This is a genomic window from Clostridiaceae bacterium HFYG-1003 (assembly GCA_024579835.1).
Classification (GTDB): Bacteria; Bacillota; Clostridia; order Clostridiales; family Clostridiaceae; genus JG1575.
Map to the genome: position 1 here is coordinate 327187 of CP102060.1, position 20914 is coordinate 348100.

Here is a 20914-nt window from a genome sequence, read left to right on the forward strand (position 1 = left end):
GCCCATGAAGATCGCGGTATTAAGCGGCAAAGGCGGCACCGGGAAAACACTGGTATCGGTAAATCTGGCGGCCGCCATTGCACCTTCCGTCTATCTGGACTGCGACGTCGAGGAACCCAACGGACATCTCTTCTTTCGTCCGAAGTCCATTCAGCGGGAGGCAGTTACGGTAAAAATTCCGGCAGTGGATGAGACGAAATGCAATGCCTGCCGGACCTGCGTTGAATTCTGCAAGTTCCATGCCCTGGCGATGGTCGGGACCAGGTGGATGCTGTTTGATGACATTTGTCATTCCTGCGGGGGCTGTACCCTGCTTTGTCCGCAGCAGGCACTGCATGAAGTGGAAAAATCCATCGGCGAGATTCAGACTGGCACCTCGGAAGGGGTAACCGTTCGAACCGGCTGGCTTGATCCGGGTCAGTCCTCCGGAGTTCCGATCATCCGAAAGCTGTTTGCCGCTGAGTCGCCGTTGGACCAGCCGATGATCGTGGACTGTCCGCCAGGGTCCGCCTGCATCGTCATGGACAGTATCCGGGATGCTGATTATTGCATCCTGGTGGCAGAACCGACCCTGTTTGGGCTGCATAACCTGAAGATGGTTCATGAACTGGTGCGGCTGTTTCAGAAACCGCACGGAGTCATTCTCAATAAATGCATCGAAGGCGACAACCCGTCCAAAGACTACTGTCTGGAACAGGGGATTACAATCCTGGAGTCCATACCCTTTGATAAAACCATTGGCCGGCTGAATTCCAATGGACGAATCCTGGCACGTGAACTGCCCCAGTATCATGAGATGTTCACCAGACTGCATCAAAAAATCAGGGAGGTGGCCGGCTATGAAACAGCTGCTGATTCTGAGCGGTAAAGGCGGTACAGGAAAAACTACGGTCGCGTCGGCTTTTATCAAATTATCTCAGGCCAGAGCCTATGCCGACTGTGATGTCGACGCGCCCAACCTGCATCTGGTCATGCAGAATCTTCCGGTATTGGACCGGACTGATTATTATGGCCTGCCGAAAGCGCAGATATATACCGATCAGTGCATCGAGTGTGATCTGTGCCGCCAGCATTGCCGGTTTGAGGCAATTCATGTCAATGGCACCTACCAGGTGGATCCCTTTGCCTGTGAAGGCTGCGGCGTATGCGCAGCCGTCTGTCCGGTCCGGGCCATTGAACTGAAGCCGGCAACTGCCGGCGAACTGATGCTGTATGGTGATGACCGGAGCGTCTTCTCCACGGCCCAGCTGAAAATGGGCTCAGGCACTTCGGGACTTTTAGTGACGGAAGTCAAGAAGCGGCTGATGGCCGCGGCACCATCTGCCGAACTGGCCATCATCGACGGGTCTCCCGGCATTGGCTGTCCCGTCATCGCTTCCATCAGCGGTGTGGATCTGGTGCTCATCGTGGCAGAGCCGTCTCTGTCCGGCATCAGCGATCTGGACCGAATTGTGCTGACTGCCGCTAAATTCCAGACCCCGGTGGCGGTGTGCATCAACAAGGCCGATACCAATGAAGGGAACGCCGCCCTGATTGAGTCATTCTGCGAGGAACGCGGAATTCCCTTTACCGGTCGGATCCCCTTTGATCCCATGGCGGTTCAGGCCATCAACACGGGCAGGACCATTGTTGACCTGGATTGCCCGGCCGGAGACGCGGTTCGGGAAGTATTCAGCAAAACACTGATTCAGCTGGGGAAGGGGAAGAGCCTGACCATACTCTCAAAAAAAGAGTAAGACCTGCTGACACCTGGGTGCGGTCCTGCCGGATGCGAATCACCTGGATCAGAATTTCCACTGAACGTATGCTAAACTGATGGGTCCCGCAGATTTCAGGAGGGGAACAGAACATGGAAAAAGACATGGTCTACTATCCGCAGGATGAACTCAACACCTTCCTTCTGCCGGTAACGCGCGGCTGTTCCTATAATCAGTGTGCGTGATGAACGCGGGACGGTATACGGAAAAAGTCTTTCTGACCGGGGCAGACCCTCTGGCCATTGGCTTCCGAAAAATGAAATCGCTCCTGGTCATGATTCGTCAGTATCTGCCCTATTGCGCCTGTGTCGCATCCTATGCCTCCATCCGGAATCTGGCGCAGTATACCGTGGAAGAACTTACGATTCTGCACGATGACGGTCTGCGACTGCTCTACATCGGATTCGAATCAGAGGATAATGAAGTTCTCAGCTTGATGAAAAAATCTCATCGGCGGACAGACGCGATCCGCGAGGCGAAAAAGCTCAATCAGGCCAGGCTTCCGTTCAATACCATCATCATGTATGGAATAGCCGGGGCAGGCCAGGGTGAGAAATATGCCAGGGCGACAGCCGACATGATCAATCAGTTCACCACCCGGACCATCATCACCATGAATCTGAAAATTTTCGGCGGCCCCCTTTGGAGACCATGGTGAACAGCGGCCGGTTTGTTCCGGCCCAGCCCGTTGAGCTGCTGCTGGAGCTCCGGACGCTGCTGGAAGAATTGAACCCCAGCCAGCCAACGCTGTTTAATACCACTCACCCAACCAACCTGATCCAGATCAAGGGAGTATTGCCCAAAGATCGCGACGAACTCCTATATGAAATCGCAGCAAGGCTGAAGCCGAGAACATAGATAAATGGATAGATAAATAGATAGACAATCGGAGCAATGCATTGGAAACTGGCATGCCGCGGGGAAGCCGCCGGGTTGCTCCGGAGGTAGTTATTTTTTCGTGTAATTAAAGGAGAAGAAATCTATGAGTGAAACATGTGACCAGAACTGTTCCGGATGCGGGGAAACCTGTTCTGAGCGAAAGACCAGCCCGAAGGATTTCCTGGAACAGCCTCATGTCATGAGTCGGGTGAAAAAGGTGATTGGAATCGTCAGCGGCAAAGGTGGCGTCGGCAAATCGCTGGTGACCTCGCTGATGGCGGTGGAAATGAATCGGCGGGGGTATCATACCGCAATTCTGGATGCGGATGTTACGGGTCCGTCGATCCCCAAAGCCTTCGGCATCAGAACTCAGCCGGAAACCAATGAGTATGGCCTGCTTCCCATTCGAACCAAAACAGAGATTGACATCATGTCGATCAACCTGCTGCTGGAAGACGAGACAGATCCCGTGCTGTGGCGCGGTCCGATTCTGGCCAATACGGTCAAGCAGTTCTGGACGGAAGTCATCTGGGAGGATGTGGATTTCATGTTCATCGACATGCCTCCGGGAACCGGAGATGTTCCGCTCACTGTCTTCCAGTCCATTCCGATTGACGGCATCCTGGTAGTCACCTCCCCGCAGGAACTGGTTTCCATGATTGTGGGGAAAGCCGTCAAAATGGCAAAGATGATGAATATTCCGATCATTGGTCTGGTGGAGAATTACTCCTACTTCAAATGTCCGGACAACGGCAAGGAGTACCGGATCTTCGGGGAGAGCCACATCGACGAAGTCGCCGCGGCTCATCAGCTGAAAGTACAGGCCAGGCTTCCCATCGATCCCAGACTGGCGGCCGCCACTGACCGCGGCATGATCGAGCTGTATGCCGGGGACTGGCTCCATGAGCTGGCCCAGGAACTGGAAGGCATGATTCCGGCAGGCAGTGAACCGGTTGGAACTCATAGGAATTAACGGAACAATAAAGACAAATAGTAAGTACAAATCGAACAAGCGGAGGAAACAAAAATGATTAAGATCGCAGTAGCCAGTGAACACGACATGGTGACAGAACACTTCGGACATTGTGTTAATTTCAACCTCTACAATGCTCAGAATGATGAGATTATGGAACATGCCAGCATTCCCAATCCGGGACATCGCCCGGGCTTTCTGCCGAACTTTTTGAATGACCTGGGAGTCAACGTCATCATTTCCGGTGGCATGGGCGGCGGAGCCATTGAAATTTTCAACCAGCACAACATCGAAGTAATCGTCGGCGCCAGAGGCGACGCCAGAGCCGCGGCCTTGGCTTATCTGGCCGGAGAACTGAAATCCACCGGTTCGGTGTGCCACGAACATAGTCATCACGAGGAGTGCCATGCCTGATTCCCGGGGGCAGCACCTGTAAAACACAGGTGCTGACGGAGTGAGTTCCTGCCCATTGATGGTTATGTGTTTGCAGGCTGCCGCAGAACATTCTCCAAACGGACAGTCTGCGCCGGATCGCAGCGCCGCTATGAGCTCAGGGAACCTGGTTTCAGCTGCCCCCCTGAGCTTTTTGGCATATTCGGATGATCTTTGTATTTCCATTCGCCAGTCCGATGTGAAATAATGGAAGTGGAAATCGTTATCATACGGCGCCTGTCTGTGAGTTCAAACATTGACCAGCTAAAGCAGCGAAGTAAAAATCCATGAACGAAATTTTTTGCGAGATTTTTAATCGAATTTAAGATTATAGAAAGAGGAGGATTTTGTCATGACCTACTCACCCAACCTGTCATCAGCCTTCAATGATACCTTTCACCGCAGCCGTCATCTCTCACCCCAGTCCGGGATGTGCTCATTCTGTACGGAGGATTGCGAAGGCCCCTGCGAGATTGCCCTGGCGGCTGTTCTGGGAGCTCGGGCGGTATACCCCACCAACACCGGGGCCAATCAGATCGCTTCGGAAAAGGACTATCCCCTGGATTACTCGCACTTCAACATCAACGGCAGAGTGTTCGGTGCCGTCGGAGCGGGTCTGAATTTTGCCGAGGCGAATATTTTCCGGGTAAACCTTGAGAGCGAATACGGCCGATTCCATCCGGTTCGGCTGGCCATGCCCCTGATTCTGCCAGCCCTGATCAAGATGAACTGGGAGGATTATTTCGGCGGTGCGGCCATGGCCGGCGTCACCTGCGTCATTGGGGAAGATTCCCGAACCAAGGATCCCGAACTGCGGCTGGAGCATGGCAAAGTGGTTCATTTCCCGGCGCTGCAGAAGATGCTGGATGCCTTCCGTCGCTATGACCGGGGATATGGTCAGATTGTGCTTCAGTGCAATATTGAGGATGACATGATGGGCGTTCCCGAATATGCCATCCAGGTTCATGGCGCTCAGGCCATTGAGCTCAAGTTTGGCCAGGGGGCCAAGGGCACCCAGCCGGTCAACCGGCTGAAGGACCGGGAAGAGGCGTTAATTAAGCAGGCACTGGGTCATCTGGTGCTGCCGGATCCCACGGATCCCGCCATTGTTCAGGCGGAGGCTGACGGAGTCTGTCCCAACTTCTATATCTATTCCCGGCTGCCAATCTGGGATGAGGAGTATTTAATTCCCCGAATCGCTGAGCTGCGCCAGCTGGGGGCAAAGAATATCTATCTCAAAATGGCCGGCTATGACCGGGAGGACATCCGACGGGTGCTGCAGCTGGGCAGTCAGGCGGAAGTCGACATGATCACCTTTGACGGTGCCGGCGGCGGCAGTGGCTACAGCCCCTGCAAAATGATGAATGAGTGGGGATTGCCCACCGTGTTACTGGAGGAAACTGTCCTGCAGATTACCCGGGACATGAAAAACAACGGGCTGTATGTGCCCGCCATCACCATCACCGGCGGATTCAGTTCAGAAGATCAGGTGTTCAAGGCATTGGCCTACGGCAGGGGTCATGTGACATCCGTTGGAATCGGCCGAGCCGCCATGGCTGCGGCCATGACCGGCAAGCACATTGGCCAGAGAATCGAGGCAGGGGAAGTTCCCAAGGCGTACCAGAAGTACGGCTCCAGTGTGGCACAGATCTACGGCGATCTGCCGGAACTGCGGGCACTGTATGGAAAAGCGGCCGATGATTTTTCTCCGGGAGCCATTGGCGTCTTCTCGTATCTGAACAAACTGGCCTTTGGACTGAAGCACTTTGCCGCCCTCAACCGGAAGTTTGACATGAAATATCTGGATCAGACGGATCTGATCCCACTGACCCGGGATGCGAAGGATCTGATCAAAGGCCGCTGGTTCGACTAATTTACCATCCAGCCTTTCCGGCGGGAACAGGTAATAAACAACAATAGACAACAACAAACAGCAGCGCGATTCAGCCTGCGATCCAGGGGGCAGGCGACTGTCCCCGTTTGTTTTCCGATCCGACCCGATCCCTCTGGTTCAGGAAATTTTTTTTTGAGAGAAAAAGAAGCTGGAGGAGTAATCCCTTTGATGAATGAAAGGAAGATACGGTCCGGTGCCCTCCCCATACCCGGGGCGGTTCTCGGTGCAACAGCTGAATACCCATAAATACCTGTAAAGGATTCCTGGATCCAGTGTCAGCTGAACTGGCTTTTTCAATGGCTGGAAGGCAGATTCCTGGCTTTATTATTGACTCACTAAATAAACCTTGCGTTTCTTGATGATTTCTGATATAATAATCTTATGAATAATGATTTAAAGACCCAAGCAGTTCGGCTTAGTCCGGAAGAGCAATATCAGATTCGCAAGAACATCATCCGACTATCAGAAAAAGGTAAAACGAATGAGGAAATAGCGGAAATCTTAGATGTAAGCTTGCGTCACGTCCAGAACACTAAGAAACAATACAAGGAAGGCGGGATCGCAGGGATCAAGCCCCAAAAGCGTGGTCGCCGAGAGGGTGCGAAACGAACCCTTACTCCTGCCCAGGAAAAGGAAATACAGCAAATCCTGGTTGATAAGACACCGGATCAATTGAAGTTCAAAGACTGCATGTGGAGCAGAAAAACCATTGCAGAGCTCATTTATGAAAAGTATAAAATCAGCCTGCCCGTATCTACTTTAGGGGTCTACTTGGCGCGGTGGGGATTCTCAGTCCAGCGGCCGATGAAACGCGCCTACAAGCAAGACACAGAGAAGGTGCAGCACTGGGTCGAAACTGAGTTTCCTGGCATTACTGAACGAGCAGAGGCTGAGAATGCAGAGATTTTCTTTGGAGATGAAACCGGATTGCAAAACCAGTCAACTTGCTTGCGTGGGTATGCGCCAATCGGACAAACGCCGGTGGTTCGAACCGAAGCAAAGCATATCAAGATCAACATGCTTTCAGCAATTTCCAATCGAGGAAAATTGCGCTTTGTCCTCTATAAAGACAACATGAATGCCGACAAACTGATTGATTTTATGCGGCGGTTAGTGCATGACAGCAACAAGAAAGTATTCCTGGTGCTCGATAATCTGCGGGTTCATCACGCTAAAAAAGTCATGGCGTGGGTAGAAAAGCATAAGGAAGAAATTGAGCTATTCTACCTGCCACCGTATGCCCCAGAGTACAATCCTGATGAATTGCTCAACAGCGATCTCAAACGTGGCATAAGTAAAAAACCAAGTCCCAGGAGCGATGATGAGCTTGAACATAATGTTCGATCTCATTTAAAAACTGTGCAATTGCGTCCTAATAAAATCAGGGGGTTCTTCCATTCAAAAACCACAAAATATGCCTCTTAATATCCGCAAGGTTTAATCAGGGGAGCAATAATATGCTAAACTTTCGTAAAGGAAGTGGTTTCCCCGGATCGCGACCCGATATGACAAACAGGACCAGTCTTTTCTGGCCTTTGTTTACCTTGCCTCGATCATGATCCTGTTGCAGTGATCATGCGGGTCGATTTTTCAAACAAGGCCTAGTTATTGTTTCCCTAAAAACTATAGGAGAATAATCATGAGACATTCTAAAGTTTTTTTAAGTTATCTTTTAATCTTATTATCACTTTTTACTTCATGTTTAAATATCTCAAGCCCTCATACCTCCAAAGGAGGAAATATACAATACCTCGTTCAGATCAAAATTAATAACACACAGAATTTCCCTGTCGATTTTTTTGAAGTCGGAACTTTCGAGAATAACACTAAAAAACCTTTACTTAGAGAAAGTGAGGGAGAAAATAATGTCATATTGTTTCAAATATCATATCACCCAACTACAGAATTTTATATGTATGGAGTTATAAATAATAAAGAAACTGAAATTTTTTATTTCAATCTTGCGGAATATGAGAATACAACTCAACAACAAGAATTAAATTTATATTTAGAGTCACATAATGAAAATATATTGATTAAAAAATAACATCATACAGAAAAAAGACAAAAACAATAACTAACTGAGTTCTCATCATTCCGAAGGATGAATGGATACATTAGTTGGGGTATTAATCTTCCAAGTAGTTAGGGGCCTCTGATTAATTCTGGTTTCAGCTTATCTTTGCATAACCCTTGGAAAAATCGCATAAAATACAGTTGAACAAAAAGGCAAAAAAAGAAGAAAGCCGCTTCTGAACTGCTTCCTGTCAAGTGGACAGTGAAATAACCAAAACAAGATCATGCAGCCAGTGCCTGGTTCCTCACCTCAAGAGGATCCAGACCTTTGTACTTTCTCAAGTACCGCTTCGTGTTGTAGAAGCGGATGTAGTCATCCACCGCCTGCTTGAGTTCCTCGTAAGTGTGGAAGGTCTTAAGGTAGAACATCTCACACTTCAGGATACCCAAGAACCCTTCCATCGGCCCGTTGTAGATGCAACGGCCGACCCGCGACATGCTCTGGATGCAGCCAGCCTTTGAGAAATACATCAAGGAAGAAATTGAGCTATTCTACCTGCCACCGTATGCTCCAGAGTACAATCCTGATGAATTGCTCAACAGCGATCTCAAACGTGGCATAAGTAAAAAACCAAGTCCCAGGAGCGATGAGGAGCTTGAACATAATGTTCGATCTCATTTAAAAACTGTGCAATTGCGTCCTAATAAAATCAGGGGGTTCTTCCATTCAAAAACCACAAAATATGCCTCTTAATATGCGCAAGGTTTAATCAGGGGAGCAATAATAAATTTATACTAAAAATGAAAAGATAATTAAAAATTTGACAAAGAGCGAGATAAAAATTATAATTATAGTAACGAAATACCAGTTTTATTAACTGTGATTAAATCAGAACTGAATTGCCCCGGAAGCTTGCCGGACCGCTCCGGCAGTTCCTTCAGCTTCATTGACCGACGTGCCCACAGGGCTTCTCCGACGGACCAAAAGGAGCTTTTCCATGAAATCGCTGCACCGAAGCCTGATGACTGTCCTGGCGCTGGCGCTGGGACTCACCGCCTGTTCTCATTCCCCGCCGCCGGGGACTGCGGCTGCGCCTTTAAAGCCCGGTACCGGACCGACTGCCACCTCTGTCCAGGTGAACCCGTCGACAGCTCCCTCTGACACGGAGTTTACGCTTTGCGGCTGCGAACCGGGGAACACCAATACCAATTACGGTACTCACGGCTGCTTTGCCGAAAAGGACGGCTGGATTTATTATGCAGACGCCAGTCAGGGCGCCCGGTTAATGCGCAAACGGGCCGACGACACCCAGATCACCGATTACAATGAAAAGCCGGTCAGCAGCATCAATGTGGCTGGCGGCTGGATCTATTACATTAAGCGGACCAGGCTGGATGAAGCTTATATTTATCGCATGACCACCGAGGGCAAGAGCATCGAGCGCATCAGCCCGATTCCCTGCGATTACGATTCCTGTGCCAATATTCTCGTCAAGGGCGACTATGTTTTCTTTTCCAACCTGGCGGAGAATGGGTCGCTGTACCGGATGAAGACAGACGGAACCGAACCGGTCCGGCTGAATGCCAGAACCAGCCGGAGTCTGACGCTGGAAGGGGACTGGATCTATTATGTGGCAAAGGAGGCGCAGGGAGACGAACTGCGCACGATCCGGCCGGATGGAACTGACGACCGGCTCCTGGCCGAGGAGGTCTGCACCAATATCATTCCTTACGAAGGCTGGATTTACTATACCAGTCTGGCGGATGATCAGCGGGTGCTCATGCGGATGCGACTGGATGGCAGCGGCGCCATGGAACTGCTTCGGGACAGCCTGTGCGGCATGACGATCTACCAGGATCAGCTGTTTTATGTCATTCGCGAGACCGGCAGACTTTACCGGGCTGAGCTTGATGGAAGCGATCCGGTGCTGCTGATGAACACCAGGGCCTTCGGGGTACAGATCGCCGGCGGCTGGATCTATTTTTCCAATGCCGATGATGTCAATCGACCTTACCGGGTGAGACTGGACGGCTCCGGCATGGAACCGGCCTACACCGTGGACTGGATCCGGGATGATCCGGAAGAACCGGATTATGCCAGGGGTCTGGGAGTCCCCAATTCGAACGCCCACAGCCGGTTTGTCCGAGGCGGGAACTGGATCTACTTTTCCCTGGATCACTATATGGGCGAGATTCGAAAGACGCTGCGCAACGGAATTTCCATCAGTACCGTCATCAAGCGGCCGGGGAATCATCTGAACCTGTCCGGCCACTATCTCTATTTTATTGATACCGGTTTTTACGACTGCCTGGCCAGAGTCCGGATCGACGGCACCGGCTACGGCATTGTTGCCGACCAGAGCGCTTCCGAGCTCGTGGTCTTTGATGAATGGATGTACTTTGTCAATCAGTCCCTGGACCAGACCTTATGTCGAATCCGGGTGGACGGCACCGGGCTGCAGCAGCTGACTCAGATGGCCGTGCGCAATCTGAAGCTGGATGACGAATGGATTTACTTTGAACCCTCGCTGACCAACGATCAGGCCGGGGAAGAGGGCATCAGTAAGATCCGGCGCGACGGAAGCGAAGTTCTTCCGGTCACCGGCCAGGCCATCGCCCTGATGACCCTGGATCAGGACTGGATTTACTACACCACCGAATCAGATCACGAACTGCGCCGGATGAAGACCGACGCGACCCAGAACGAGAGCATCAATGGCGAAACCGGTACCCTTTATGGCATCCACCAGGGATGGCTCTACTACTACGCTACCGGCAAGGACAAAGGGATGGTTCGATTCCACCTCGAAGACCGGACCAGAGAACTGATTCTTGGCCCCGGCACCTATTCGCTGGTTCATTTTCTGGAAGATCAGATCATCTACTACAACAATGACATGAACACCTATCACATGATGGAGCCGGATGGCTCGGAACGTCGTGAGTTCAAACCCTGAATCCGTGAACACCAAAGGCACCTGCATCGAGCGGCGCACTTGCCGCCGGTCGAATCGACCAGCGCATGACTCATACCAACAAGCCTTTGAAACGATAAAAAAGCTGCCATCTGCTCTGAATTTCAGAGTGGGCCGGCAGCTTTCACACGTTCGTATGGATTTACGTTCAGCTCTTGTCTTCAGGCGTATGCCGATCACTTGTTTGAAGGCATATGTTAGTCCATAAAGGATTGTCCATAAAGGGCTGTCCTATGTCCGGACATGTTTTACTTTCATGTTTTCTTACATGATTTCTTAGATGTTTTCTTAGATGTTTTCTTGCATGATTTTATTACACGTATTCCGGATCATCTTGCGCGGATCCGATTGCTCCTGAAATAGCGGCAGAGCACGGATCAGGGCAGGTTGGCGGGACTGTCGGCCAGGGTCTGGATTGAATCCATCTGGTCTAAATAAGGACTGAGTGAGGCTTCGATTTCCTGATAGAAATTCAGGCGGACTTTTGAGGCTGCCTCCAGAGCCCGGTACAGGGCGGTGGATGTCAGGGAGGGATTTCGGCCCACCGCATCAAAGACCATCAGACCGGTCCAGGTGGCGATGATTCGCTTCAGGCGGGCGGCTTGGACTGAATCCGTGGCAGTGTGGCGATGAATCAACTGCAGGTAAGATAAAAGCTGTTGAATCAGCTCGTCGCAGGCTGCGGGGGGAATCACCTGACTGAACAGCGTCTGGTGGCGGTCCCGGCGGTCGTTTTGCTGATCCTGCATGTCATCCAGAAGCTGCAGGGAGGCACCGTACTCAAAGGCATAGGTCAGTTCGGACTCCGTCAGGTCGGGCCGGACCAGGAGGGCATCAGCCAGCACCGAAGCGCCGCCCTTGAAAAAACTCAAGGTCAGAAGTTCCTCAGGTGACATTGTCTTGCCGCGGTCCTGCATCAGACTGAGGATCTGTCCCTGCTGGATCAGTCTGATCCCTTCGAATACCTGGGGATACCGGACCGGGTCATACTGAGTCCGGATCTGGTCCACCAGTTCAAATACCCTCCGCTGATGCGCTCCCGCCGGTGCGGGGAATTCACCGCCCAGAGCAAGGCTCAGCTTGTGATTAAACTGTTCTTTTTCCAGGGGATCCACCTGGGGATCATCCAGGAAATTGTCCGTATAGGGGTATAGCATGCTGTAGGCATAGACCGAGGGGGTGACGGACAGGGGAATTCCCCAGAGCAGCTGCAGACTGTTCATGATCCAGACATTGCGCAGGGCCTGGAATGCTTCCTCCATGGTCAGGCTGCCATCCTGCATCCGGGCCTGGAGCAGAAATTCTTCTGCCGTTTCCAGGTAACCCTGTTCGATAAAGAACTCCAGGCAGGGTTCCGGCATCAGGGAGCCGTTCCGGTCAATCTCGGTCAGACGGTCCGTAATCTTTGTCCGGAGCTGGTTCAGGTCATTCCGGGTCAGCTCCGCCGCGGTTTTGGCTCGCCAGGGCTCAAGGTCCGCCTGCAGGCCGGCGATTACACAGCGGAGTTCCTGTTCATTGCGGGCCTGCGCCAAAGCGCTGCAGGATTCCATCAGAGCCGGATGATTATCACCAGCCCGATGAAAATTCGCCTGAGCGAACTCCAGGAGCCTGGCGGGGGAAGCCGCCAGGCTGGTTTCTGTATTGTCAGTAAGATCTGTAATTATCGAGTGTACCATGTATTCCTTCCTCTGGTTTATTCGTCCCGCACATCCATCAGAATCTCATTGCGGCGCAGGAACGGGGGGATAAACGGCGGATTGTAGCGCGCCAGCCGGATGGGACCGGCCGGGGTCAGGCCCTGGCGGTGAATCCAGTCCGTCAGCCGGGCTTTATTTTTCTGCACCGCTGCTTCATTCATGCGGCCGGAGAAGGTAATGACTGCGGTTTTCACCGGGGAATGAGACTTCAACGTAATGGAGGGATCCTGGGGTCGAGGCAGGAGCGGGGTCACTTCCCGGGGCATGACGAACTCCGTGGTGGCCCGACTGCTTTCCAGTTCATTGAATACCGGAGTCGTCATGGAAATTTTCTGACCGGCTTCGTTGCTGCCGCTGATGTAATTGAAGATCTGGTTAAATCCGTCTGAATTTATCCAGTCCCGGCTGTCCACTGAAGCGGTGACAAACGCATCATAGGCCCGCAGCTCAAAGGGCGGTTCTGCTTTCAGAACCTGATAGGGGGCTGTTTCATAAGGAGCCATTGTCATCACACCTTTCACCTGGGATAACATCCCGATGAAATCATTATACCAAGTCATTGTTTCGGGAGTATGAAAGTTTGGATGCAATCAATCCACGGCCGGTTTGTGCAGTCAGTCCACGGCCAGTGCGTGCAGTCAGTCCACGGCCGGTTCGTGCAGTCAGTCCACTGTCCGGTGGACGCCATCAGTCCACCGTTGGATGGGCGGTCAGGACAGGAAAGAACAGCGGCTCTGAGAAGAACCGCTGCGCAGGGTAAGGAGGATATCTATATTAAATCAGGGACGTTTGCCTGGGTTCCCGGGACCGGGCTTCATGCCGCCCGGGCCGGGGCCCATGCCGCCTCCGATGGTTGTCTGAGCTGAGGTCATCTCAACCTGGGTCAGCTGCGTGCCGCCGGACCAGGTGCCGCCCTGGATGATTCCGTCGGTGGCGGTTCCGTCAGAGGTGCCGCCGCTGGAGATGAGGCAGGTGTCACCGGCCTTCAGGTCGGAGCTGGAGTAAAGGATGGAACTGAAGGGTTTGGGGGAGGAGAAGGTGATCTGCTCGGTTCCGTCGGATGAGGTGATCCGGACCAGGGTGTCAGCACTGATTTCACTGGTGTTCAGGAGAAAAGCTGCCTGGCTGGAGGTTTCGCTGATGTTCTGAGCCATGCCGGAGCTGCCCAGGGCCAGAAGCGTTCCTGAATTCAGGGTAAAGGTGCCGGCATAGTCCACCGCCCCGTTGCCGTTATTGGTGGGGCCGTTCACGATGACGGTGGCTGCTTCCATTACGATGTCGCCGTTGGCATCAATGCCGTCCCCCGCGGAATCAATAAAAACGTAGCCGCCCAGCAGGGAGAGGAGGGTGCCATCGGACTGATCAAATCCGTTTTGCCCGGGCCGGCCACTGACAGAGGAGCCGTCATTGCCTCCGGAGGTGTTGATCCCGTCGTCCATCGCGCCGACGTGGACCTTTCCATCCCGGATCGTCACACTGGCGCCTTCCAGTCCCTCATAGCTGGTCTCAATGTAGATGTCGCCGGCATTGATCAGCAGAGCCTGATCGGCATGGATTCCATCATCGCCGGAGGACAGTTCGATGGCACCGCCATTGATGGTGACATCACCGTTGGAGTGGACTGCGTCGTCAGAGGAATCCAGCTGGATGACTCCGCCGTCAATCACCAGCGCAGTGCCGGCTTTGAGACCCTTGGCGGAATCGGAGGTCTGGCTGTCGGAAGCGGGTGCCGGTCCCCAGTTCCCCCAGCCGCTGGTCTGACTGGAATTGGCGCTGCCGCCGCCGGTGACCAGCCGGAAAGTACCGTTTTTGATCCACAGGCTGGTTTCAGCCTGAATGCCATCCTGGCCGGCTGTCAGGTCAAAGGTGCCGTTTTCGATGAGGATTCCGCCCTTGGCAGCCTCCTCATCATTGGTCGACTGGATGCCGTCGCCGCCTGCCGTGATGTTCAGATTGCCGTCCCGGATCGCAACCAGATCCTTGCCTTGCAGCCCATCGTTGACTGCGGTGATCGTGATCTGACCGCTGACGATTTTCAGGTCATCTTTGCTGACAATGCCATGGGCATACTGACCCGTAACCTTGAGACTGCCGCTGCCGTTGATCGTAAGATCCGCCTTGCTGTAGATCGCCGCATCCGTCGCCTCGCTGTCCGCCTGAACTCGGTCGACGCCGTCGGTCAGCACATTTTCCGAGCCGGCAGTCAGCGTCAGGATCACTTGATCCGCTTCCAGAATATGCAGCACTGAGGCCGACGGACAGGTCAGTTTCAGCCCATTCAGAACCAGGATGACATCGGCATCCTCCGGCGCGTTCACCACGATCTGGCCATCAGCGGATTCTCCGGACAGAAGATAGGTTCCCGCCTGGCTGATGGTCAGAATTTTGTCGGAGGCCTGAGCGCCTTCACCGCTGACTGTGATTTTTTCCCCGAACCGGATTTTTGTGGCGGCAGTTTCATCCACCGTCGTCTCCAGATCTTTTGAACTGTACTCGACGGTCAGGGCTGCCTCCTGGGATTCGCCGGAAGTGGCAGTGCCCGATGTGTCCGGTCTGCCTGCTGTGCCGGCGGTTTGTGTACCGGCAGCTGTTCCTGCAACCGTGATCTGAGTCGAAGCTGTCCCTGCCAAAGTGCTGCCCACTGGGGATGCACTGCAGCCGGCAGCAGTGAGGGTCACTGCGGCCAGGGCGGCCACGACCCTGATTCGTAAGCGTCTGTTCCATTTTTTATTCATGATTTCATCCTTTCTGCAGGCATTGCCTGATCATTGGCCAGGTCTGATGTTCCAGAGCCCGACCGGTCTGAATCAAATGATTCCGATTGACAGCATCGTTCCTGCCGGAGTTCCCTGGCAAAGTCGGATGCGGCCGGGTGCGGTGTCTAATGTTGTATACCTTTTATCATATGTCTGAATGTCGTATGTCGCAGCTTTTCAATTGAATGACTCATGTTGAATGTCGCAAGTCTTCGTTTGATGTCGCAAAATCCCTGGGTGCCTGTTTCCTACTCTGGTTCACCGGGGAAACTGGGCATCAGGCGGCATAATCTCCGTTGCAGCTGACCAGGGTGGCGTTGCGGACACCGCGCAGGCTGACCAGTTCATTGACAAAGGCGGTATTCTGGGCGCATAGGCGAAGCTCATAGATGATTTCGATCTGTCCGGGGGTAATGGTCTTGGATTTCAGTTTCAGGCGGTGCGGTTCCTTTTTCAGATAGGTCAGGGATTCAACCTCCGCGGATTCATCTTCCAGATCCAGTATGAGCACAAAGGGCTGATCCTGATCGGTTCCGCGGGCAAATGCCAGAATGACCAGACCGATCAGCAGGGAGCCGACCAGGGCCAGGGGCACCATGCCGGCGCCCAGGACGATGCCGGAGCCGATGGCCCAGAACAGGAAGACCAGATCCAGGGGATCCTTGATGGCGGTTCGGAAGCGAACGATGGAGAGTGCGCCCACCATGCCAAGGGAGAGCACCACATTGGAAGTTACCGCCAGGATGATGAAGGTGGTGAGCATGGTCAGAAGCACCAGAGAGGTATTGAACGGCTTGGAGTACAGAACGCCGTTAAAGGTTCGCCGGTAAATGGTGTGGATGAATAGTCCGGTCAGAAAGGCCAGAATCAGGGCGATGGCGGCATCGAGAAAAGAAAATTCCGCGAGTTTTTCCAGATAGCTGGACTTGAAGATATCCTGAAATGTCATAAGATCAGCTCCTTATTGCTAATAGGGGACATTGAGGGGGTGATATTTGCCCAATGGCGTTTCGGTTCATCGGGGATTGGAATTTCGAACAACTCTGGATTTCAGTCTGTCATCAAAGCGTTCCGGTAATGGTTTGTACTTCAGGCTCCGGTCAGGAAGCGTCCGGTGACATACTTGGAGTGAGCGGTCCGCATGGGCTGATGCCCTTCCAGCAGGGACGGGATCAGACTTGGCAGAAACTCATCGTATTTGACTTCCAGCAGGCACTTGCTTCTGGATTCCGGGATCAGGGGCAGAGAGAAATCCAGAAAGCTGCGCGGATTCCGGGAGTAGGCCAGGTCATAGTCCAGGGTGACGCGGACATTGCCCGGATCAAACAGGAAGGGCTCCCGAAAGTAGTTCACAACCAGGCAGGGCGAAAGGCCTCCCGAGCGCAGCCGGACATAGAATTCGCGGAGCAGATCTTCACGGTGGTCTTTCAGAAACCCGAAGGAGCCCTTCAGGATCGATTCCACTTCCTGCCGGGTCAGCTGAGCCGAAACCTTAAAGCCCTGATTGCCGTGCCTGACTTTTTTTTCGAGCCGGATCCTGGCAGGATCCTCATTGTAGAGCCTCAGCCGGTATTTCTCCCGGACAGCGCTGCCCATCAGGTTGTCCTGCAGAGCGTCGGCCTGAGCCGTATCAAAGTAGAGACTGCGGATGGCGTAGCCTTTACCTATGGCATGAGGATCCCGCCGGAGGACGCGTTCGAGCTGGCGGGACAGCACCTGCCGGGAAGACGGGCTGATCAGATATTTCAGTTCATTGCGATAGCCTGGGTGAATCATGGGTTCTCCTTTCCACCGGATTCTGTCCATCGCAGGAGTTCCTTGATTTCTCCCGGTCAGCTGGTTCCGATTTCCTGATCTGGTTTTATCTTAGACCCGATGCGGGAATACTTCTCCGAAAAACTGAACGCAACAATACGCAGAACTGCCGCAAAGCAGAACGATTCTGCAGAGGCCCTCCGGGACACGAAAAAGCCTGCCGGCAAGCTCCGGAGGGAGCTGGCCCAGCAGGCACAGATTTTGAGTGGTTTCATCTTCGACTCTGACTTCATCCGATTCAGCTGATTGATCCACTTCATCCGGTTCATCTGGTTCATCCGTTTGATCGGGTCGAGGGGGTCAGGGGAGGCAGGAAGATCGTGAAGACGGCTCCTTCTGGACTGGTGGCGACCTCAACCCGTCCGCCGTAGGACGTGACGATGGAGCGGACAATGGACAGGCCGATGCCATGATTGCCCTTAGCTCCTTTGTAGAAGCGGTCGAAAATGTGCGGCAGGTCTTCCGGCGAGATCCCGGGGCCGTCGTCGGCTACGCGGATTACGATGCGTCCGGCTTCTTCGCGGCAGCTTAAGGTCAGGCTGCTCCGGGCATACCGCACCGCGTTGGAAATCAGGTTCTGAAGCGCCCGTTCCATGGATTTGTCGTCATAGGTAAACAGAACGGGGTCTTCCTGAAAGTCATACTGGATCTGGATTTTCTGTTCGGCCAGAACCGAGGCGAAGCGTTCCGCGGTGTAGGACAGGGTTTCCCTCAGATCACCGGTGGTCTGCACCAGATCGCGGGAACGGGCATCCAGGCGGGACAGGAGGATTACGTCTTCCACCAGCTGGCTGAGGCTGTCCACTTCCTGCCGGATGACCGGCAGGGCTTTCTGCTTCGGAATCAGATCCAGCTCCAGGGCTTCCGCATTGGTTTTAATGATCTGGAGCGGCGTGCGCAGCTCATGGGAGGCGTTCTGGAAAAAGACCCGCTGTTCTTCGTCATAACGTCTGAGTTTCTCGCTGGATTCATTCATGGACAGTTTGAGCTCATGAACCTCCCGGTCGGCAAAATCTTCCTCCAGCGTCTGATAATCGCCATTGCCGATGTGCCGGGCAAACACGCTCAGGGCTTTGACCGGCCCGGCGATCCGGGAAGCGATCAGATAGGTGGCCGCAACGGCCAGCACCAGGGCGACGCTCATGATCAAAAGCAGCAGGCGGGAGAGGTTCTGTTCAAAGCTGTAGAGGTTGGTCATGTTGATGAAGTAGACCTGAAAGGTGGCGATGCCTTCCGCGGACGGCACCACAGTATAGTAGTAGAGCCCCTGATCCGTGGTGAGCTTCAGGATGTCAGAACGGTCGAGGAGAACAGTTCCGTCCTCGACGTGCTGGATGAAATCGTACAGGGGGGAGGATTCATCCAGCGCCGGATAGAAATCGGGCAGCAGAACCTGACGGTCTGCCGTCACAAACAGCCGCTCGGCGTTGCCGCCGACGGACTGGGGCGGCTTGCGTTCCCGGACGGAGGGACCGGCCTCCGTCCGGTCGGGGGGCAGATTGGACCGCGACTGGGTGAGGGCTTCGGTGGCATTGGTTTCTATGTAGTTTGAAATGAGCAGGTTGAAGCTGATGAAGGTCAGCGCGAACACCGCCAGGATCAGGGACGTGACCATGAGCAGCATGCGGGATTTCAGGCTGTATTTTTTCCGTTCCATTTATTCCTCCGCTGCCCGGAAGCCAAATCCCCAGATATTGTCAATGCGAACCCCGCTGCCGGCCAGCTTCTTGCGCAGCCGCCGAACCGTGTCGTCACAGGCTCTGGTTTCAATGTCCTGGCTGTAGCCCCAGACCTCATCCAGCAGCTCGCTGCGCGAAACCGCCCGATCCTGGTGTTCCAGGAGATAGACCAGCAAAGCATACTCGGTGGGCGTCAGTTCCAGGGGCTGATCACCGGAGCGGGCTTCCATCGTCTTGCGATTGATCCGGATGCTGCCGAAGTGAATCTCTGACCGGGCGGCAGAGCCGTGCTGTTCCTGATCCAGACGGACCCGGCGCAGCATGGCCTTAACCCGCATGACCAGGGAAATGGCGCTGAATGGTTTGGTGAAATAATCGTCGCTGCCCAGGTTGATGCCCGTGGCATAGTCCAGATCACTGTCCCGGGCTGTCAGAATAATGATGGGCACGGGGCTGATCGCGCGGATTTTCCGCGTGATGTCAAAGCCGGAGGATCCCGGCATCAGGACATCCAGGATCACCAGGTCGGCCGGGCTTATCTGGAATTCGTCAAACAGGGCATCGCCGGTGGAAAAATCCCGGACCTGATACCCCTCACTCTCCAGGAACGTTCGAACGGTTTCCCGGATATTATCTTCATCTTCTGCAATATAGATCGATTCATTCATTCTTATCACCTGATTCCAGTATAGCGAAAGATTCCGGGGAATGTTACGAAAAACAGACGCAAAACGGTCACAGAAAATCCAGGGCCCGGAAGATTGGGAGGGCAGTCCGCGCAAATCCGTTGGTGCCGGCCTTCTGAAAAAAGGACAGGAGTTGGTTGAAAAGACTGGATAAATGATAAGATAGAGCTATCAACAATGAAGAATCGGCAATCGGTTGAATGCCGGAGCTTCGGATGAATCGAATGAAGGGGGACCGGATGATGGGAGAACAAATGATAAAATCAGTCCTTGTAAGTTATGAAGAATTAAAGGCATTCTGTGAGGAGGCTTTCCACCGGTTTGGCTTTGAACCGGCACAAAGTGAGCAGATCACGGATGTGCTGCTGGCGGCAGATCTGTATGGGATTGATTCGCATGGCACCAATCGGATTGTGCTGTATCACGAACAGATTCGCAGCGGGTTCATCGATGTGGCGGCACAGCCTGAGGTGGTTTTTGCCACCCCGGTATCGGCAGTTATTGACGGGAATCGCGGCATGGGCCAGCTGGTCTCGGTTCGTGCCATGGAGGAAGCGATTCGGCTGGCCAGCGCGTCCGGTGTCGGGCTGGTCACGGTTCGAAATTCCAACCATCACGGCATCGCCGGCTATTATTCGCGCCTGGCCGCTCAGGAAGGCTTCCTGGGCATTGCCATGACCAATTCGCTGAAGGCCGTGGTGCCGACCTTTGCCCGGGTGCCGGTGCTGGGCACCAACCCGATGGCGGTGACCTACCCGGGCAATCCGGTTCCCTTCCATTTTGATGCCTCCACTTCAGTGGTAACCGCGGGCAAGTTTGAGGTGTACCACAAGCAGGGTCACCCCATTCCCGCCGGCTGGGGCATCAATGCGGCCGGCGAAGAGGAGACGGATCCCGGAGCCGTGCTGGAGGCCATGAAGACCGGGCAGGGCGGGATTCATCCGCTGGGCGGCGGGGGCGAAATCCACGGCGGCCACAAAGGCTATGGCTTTGCGATGCTGGCAGAAATCTTTTCGTCCATCCTGTCGCAAGGGATTACCTCCAACCATGTGGAAGAGGGGGATACCGCCGGGGTCTGCCACTTCTTTGCCGCCATTGATCCAGCGCTGTTTGGCGATGCAGCTGCCATTTCGGATCATCTGGAACGCTTCCTGACGGAGCTGAGAGAAGCGCCCAAAGCTCAGGGTCAGGAACGGATCTACATTCACGGCGAAAAAGAAGCGGAATGCTATGACCGGCGCAAAGCCGAAGGCATCCGGATCAATCCGGCGGTGCTCCGGGAAATGAGGGACATGGCGCAGGATCTGAACATGGTCCTGGAGGACTACTTTCCGGCCATCTGACCCGATCGCAGA

At 53.7% G+C, this 20914-nt stretch carries 21 protein-coding genes; 13 read left to right on the forward strand and 8 right to left on the reverse strand.

All coding sequences use genetic code 11. The annotated features are described in order from the left end of the window. Positions 1 to 4 precede the first annotated feature (4 nt). The 9 genes from NQU17_01465 to NQU17_01505 all read left to right on the forward strand — a co-directional run bounded on the left by NQU17_01465 (position 5) and on the right by NQU17_01505 (position 7982). On the forward strand, positions 5 to 868 hold the full coding sequence (locus NQU17_01465; protein ID UUM13444.1) for an ATP-binding protein: 864 nt from the start codon (positions 5 to 7) through the stop codon (positions 866 to 868). Then, complete coding sequence (locus NQU17_01470; protein ID UUM12250.1) at positions 840 to 1736, forward strand: ATP-binding protein; 897 nt, start codon at positions 840 to 842, stop codon at positions 1734 to 1736. Before NQU17_01465 ends, NQU17_01470 begins: the two co-directional genes overlap by 29 nt. Positions 1737 to 1941: 205 nt before the next feature. Further along, on the forward strand, positions 1942 to 2415 hold the full coding sequence (locus NQU17_01475) for a hypothetical protein (protein UUM12251.1): 474 nt from the start codon (positions 1942 to 1944) through the stop codon (positions 2413 to 2415). Then, positions 2400 to 2615: a hypothetical protein gene (locus NQU17_01480; protein UUM12252.1), complete on the forward strand. Its 216-nt coding sequence runs from the start codon at positions 2400 to 2402 to the stop codon at positions 2613 to 2615. The genes NQU17_01475 and NQU17_01480 overlap by 16 nt, the downstream gene beginning before the upstream one ends. Before the next feature lie 124 nt (positions 2616 to 2739). Continuing rightward, entirely contained in the window at positions 2740 to 3609 is an 870-nt protein-coding gene (locus NQU17_01485) for an Mrp/NBP35 family ATP-binding protein (GenBank protein UUM12253.1), read from the forward strand. A 54-nt stretch (positions 3610 to 3663) separates the two neighbouring features. Next, positions 3664 to 4023 carry a dinitrogenase iron-molybdenum cofactor gene (locus NQU17_01490; GenBank protein ID UUM12254.1) on the forward strand — a complete coding sequence of 120 codons (360 nt, stop codon included), beginning with the start codon at positions 3664 to 3666 and terminating at the stop codon, positions 4021 to 4023. Positions 4024 to 4393: 370 nt separating this feature from the next. Further along, positions 4394 to 5914, forward strand: a complete 1521-nt coding sequence (locus tag NQU17_01495; GenBank protein UUM12255.1) for a glutamate synthase-related protein — start codon at positions 4394 to 4396, stop codon at positions 5912 to 5914. Positions 5915 to 6316: 402 nt separating this feature from the next. Then, the gene (locus NQU17_01500) at positions 6317 to 7360 is read left to right on the forward strand and encodes an IS630 family transposase (GenBank protein ID UUM12256.1); all 1044 of its coding nucleotides are present in this window, start codon (positions 6317 to 6319) and stop codon (positions 7358 to 7360) included. A gap of 214 nt (positions 7361 to 7574) precedes the next feature. After that, a complete protein-coding gene (locus NQU17_01505) occupies positions 7575 to 7982 on the forward strand; it encodes a hypothetical protein (protein UUM12257.1) in 408 nt (135 codons plus the stop codon). A gap of 251 nt (positions 7983 to 8233) precedes the next feature. On the opposite strand, the gene NQU17_01510 is transcribed toward NQU17_01505, so the two are convergent. Then, complete coding sequence (locus tag NQU17_01510; GenBank protein UUM12258.1) at positions 8234 to 8413, reverse strand: integrase core domain-containing protein; 180 nt, start codon at positions 8411 to 8413, stop codon at positions 8234 to 8236. Positions 8414 to 8426: 13 nt separating this feature from the next. On the opposite strand from NQU17_01510, the gene NQU17_01515 reads away from it, so the two are divergent. Continuing rightward, the gene (locus NQU17_01515; protein ID UUM12259.1) at positions 8427 to 8705 is read left to right on the forward strand and encodes a transposase; all 279 of its coding nucleotides are present in this window, start codon (positions 8427 to 8429) and stop codon (positions 8703 to 8705) included. A 244-nt stretch (positions 8706 to 8949) separates the two neighbouring features. Next, entirely contained in the window at positions 8950 to 10908 is a 1959-nt protein-coding gene (locus NQU17_01520) for a DUF5050 domain-containing protein (GenBank protein UUM12260.1), read from the forward strand. Positions 10909 to 11303: 395 nt separating this feature from the next. On the opposite strand, the gene NQU17_01525 is transcribed toward NQU17_01520, so the two are convergent. From NQU17_01525 to NQU17_01545, 5 genes are all read right to left on the reverse strand, one after another. After that, positions 11304 to 12602, reverse strand: coding sequence for a hypothetical protein (locus NQU17_01525; GenBank protein UUM12261.1), 1299 nt, complete (start codon positions 12600 to 12602; stop codon positions 11304 to 11306). Positions 12603 to 12619: 17 nt separating this feature from the next. Next, on the reverse strand, positions 12620 to 13126 hold the full coding sequence (locus NQU17_01530) for a heme-binding protein (protein UUM12262.1): 507 nt from the start codon (positions 13124 to 13126) through the stop codon (positions 12620 to 12622). 276 nt (positions 13127 to 13402) lie between these two features. Then, positions 13403 to 15358: a carbohydrate-binding domain-containing protein gene (locus tag NQU17_01535; protein ID UUM12263.1), complete on the reverse strand. Its 1956-nt coding sequence runs from the start codon at positions 15356 to 15358 to the stop codon at positions 13403 to 13405. A 298-nt stretch (positions 15359 to 15656) separates the two neighbouring features. Then, on the reverse strand, positions 15657 to 16328 hold the full coding sequence (locus NQU17_01540) for a DUF4956 domain-containing protein (protein ID UUM12264.1): 672 nt from the start codon (positions 16326 to 16328) through the stop codon (positions 15657 to 15659). 140 nt (positions 16329 to 16468) lie between these two features. After that, positions 16469 to 17155, reverse strand: a complete 687-nt coding sequence (locus NQU17_01545) for a polyphosphate polymerase domain-containing protein (GenBank protein UUM12265.1) — start codon at positions 17153 to 17155, stop codon at positions 16469 to 16471. Between the two features lie 99 nt (positions 17156 to 17254). On the opposite strand from NQU17_01545, the gene NQU17_01550 reads away from it, so the two are divergent. Further along, positions 17255 to 17440, forward strand: a complete 186-nt coding sequence (locus NQU17_01550; protein ID UUM12266.1) for a hypothetical protein — start codon at positions 17255 to 17257, stop codon at positions 17438 to 17440. A gap of 28 nt (positions 17441 to 17468) precedes the next feature. Here NQU17_01550 and NQU17_01555 read toward each other — a convergent pair whose 3' ends face one another. Both NQU17_01555 and NQU17_01560 read right to left on the reverse strand, forming a co-directional pair. Continuing rightward, on the reverse strand, positions 17469 to 18851 hold the full coding sequence (locus tag NQU17_01555; GenBank protein ID UUM12267.1) for a HAMP domain-containing histidine kinase: 1383 nt from the start codon (positions 18849 to 18851) through the stop codon (positions 17469 to 17471). Next, positions 18852 to 19541, reverse strand: a complete 690-nt coding sequence (locus tag NQU17_01560; protein ID UUM12268.1) for a response regulator transcription factor — start codon at positions 19539 to 19541, stop codon at positions 18852 to 18854. Positions 19542 to 19813: 272 nt separating this feature from the next. On the opposite strand from NQU17_01560, the gene NQU17_01565 reads away from it, so the two are divergent. Then, on the forward strand, positions 19814 to 20902 hold the full coding sequence (locus NQU17_01565; GenBank protein ID UUM12269.1) for an Ldh family oxidoreductase: 1089 nt from the start codon (positions 19814 to 19816) through the stop codon (positions 20900 to 20902). The last annotated feature ends 12 nt before the right edge of the window (positions 20903 to 20914 follow it).

What these genes read in the sequence shown, in the direction of transcription:
- NQU17_01560 (UUM12268.1), bottom strand. Translation starts at nt 19,541, where the DNA reads ATGAATGAATCGATCTATATTGCAGAAGATGAAGATAATATCCGGGAA.
- NQU17_01495 (UUM12255.1), top strand. Translation starts at nt 4,394, where the DNA reads ATGACCTACTCACCCAACCTGTCATCAGCCTTCAATGATACCTTTCAC.
- NQU17_01540 (UUM12264.1), bottom strand. Translation starts at nt 16,328, where the DNA reads ATGACATTTCAGGATATCTTCAAGTCCAGCTATCTGGAAAAACTCGCG.
- NQU17_01505 (UUM12257.1), top strand. Translation starts at nt 7,575, where the DNA reads ATGAGACATTCTAAAGTTTTTTTAAGTTATCTTTTAATCTTATTATCA.
- NQU17_01535 (UUM12263.1), bottom strand. Translation starts at nt 15,358, where the DNA reads ATGAATAAAAAATGGAACAGACGCTTACGAATCAGGGTCGTGGCCGCC.
- NQU17_01525 (UUM12261.1), bottom strand. Translation starts at nt 12,602, where the DNA reads ATGGTACACTCGATAATTACAGATCTTACTGACAATACAGAAACCAGC.
- NQU17_01520 (UUM12260.1), top strand. Translation starts at nt 8,950, where the DNA reads ATGAAATCGCTGCACCGAAGCCTGATGACTGTCCTGGCGCTGGCGCTG.
- NQU17_01500 (UUM12256.1), top strand. Translation starts at nt 6,317, where the DNA reads ATGAATAATGATTTAAAGACCCAAGCAGTTCGGCTTAGTCCGGAAGAG.
- NQU17_01470 (UUM12250.1), top strand. Translation starts at nt 840, where the DNA reads ATGAAACAGCTGCTGATTCTGAGCGGTAAAGGCGGTACAGGAAAAACT.
- NQU17_01515 (UUM12259.1), top strand. Translation starts at nt 8,427, where the DNA reads ATGCAACGGCCGACCCGCGACATGCTCTGGATGCAGCCAGCCTTTGAG.
- NQU17_01485 (UUM12253.1), top strand. Translation starts at nt 2,740, where the DNA reads ATGAGTGAAACATGTGACCAGAACTGTTCCGGATGCGGGGAAACCTGT.
- NQU17_01510 (UUM12258.1), bottom strand. Translation starts at nt 8,413, where the DNA reads ATGGAAGGGTTCTTGGGTATCCTGAAGTGTGAGATGTTCTACCTTAAG.
- NQU17_01530 (UUM12262.1), bottom strand. Translation starts at nt 13,126, where the DNA reads ATGGCTCCTTATGAAACAGCCCCCTATCAGGTTCTGAAAGCAGAACCG.
- NQU17_01465 (UUM13444.1), top strand. Translation starts at nt 5, where the DNA reads ATGAAGATCGCGGTATTAAGCGGCAAAGGCGGCACCGGGAAAACACTG.
- NQU17_01550 (UUM12266.1), top strand. Translation starts at nt 17,255, where the DNA reads ATGCGGGAATACTTCTCCGAAAAACTGAACGCAACAATACGCAGAACT.
- NQU17_01565 (UUM12269.1), top strand. Translation starts at nt 19,814, where the DNA reads ATGATAAAATCAGTCCTTGTAAGTTATGAAGAATTAAAGGCATTCTGT.
- NQU17_01555 (UUM12267.1), bottom strand. Translation starts at nt 18,851, where the DNA reads ATGGAACGGAAAAAATACAGCCTGAAATCCCGCATGCTGCTCATGGTC.
- NQU17_01475 (UUM12251.1), top strand. Translation starts at nt 1,942, where the DNA reads ATGAACGCGGGACGGTATACGGAAAAAGTCTTTCTGACCGGGGCAGAC.
- NQU17_01490 (UUM12254.1), top strand. Translation starts at nt 3,664, where the DNA reads ATGATTAAGATCGCAGTAGCCAGTGAACACGACATGGTGACAGAACAC.
- NQU17_01545 (UUM12265.1), bottom strand. Translation starts at nt 17,155, where the DNA reads ATGATTCACCCAGGCTATCGCAATGAACTGAAATATCTGATCAGCCCG.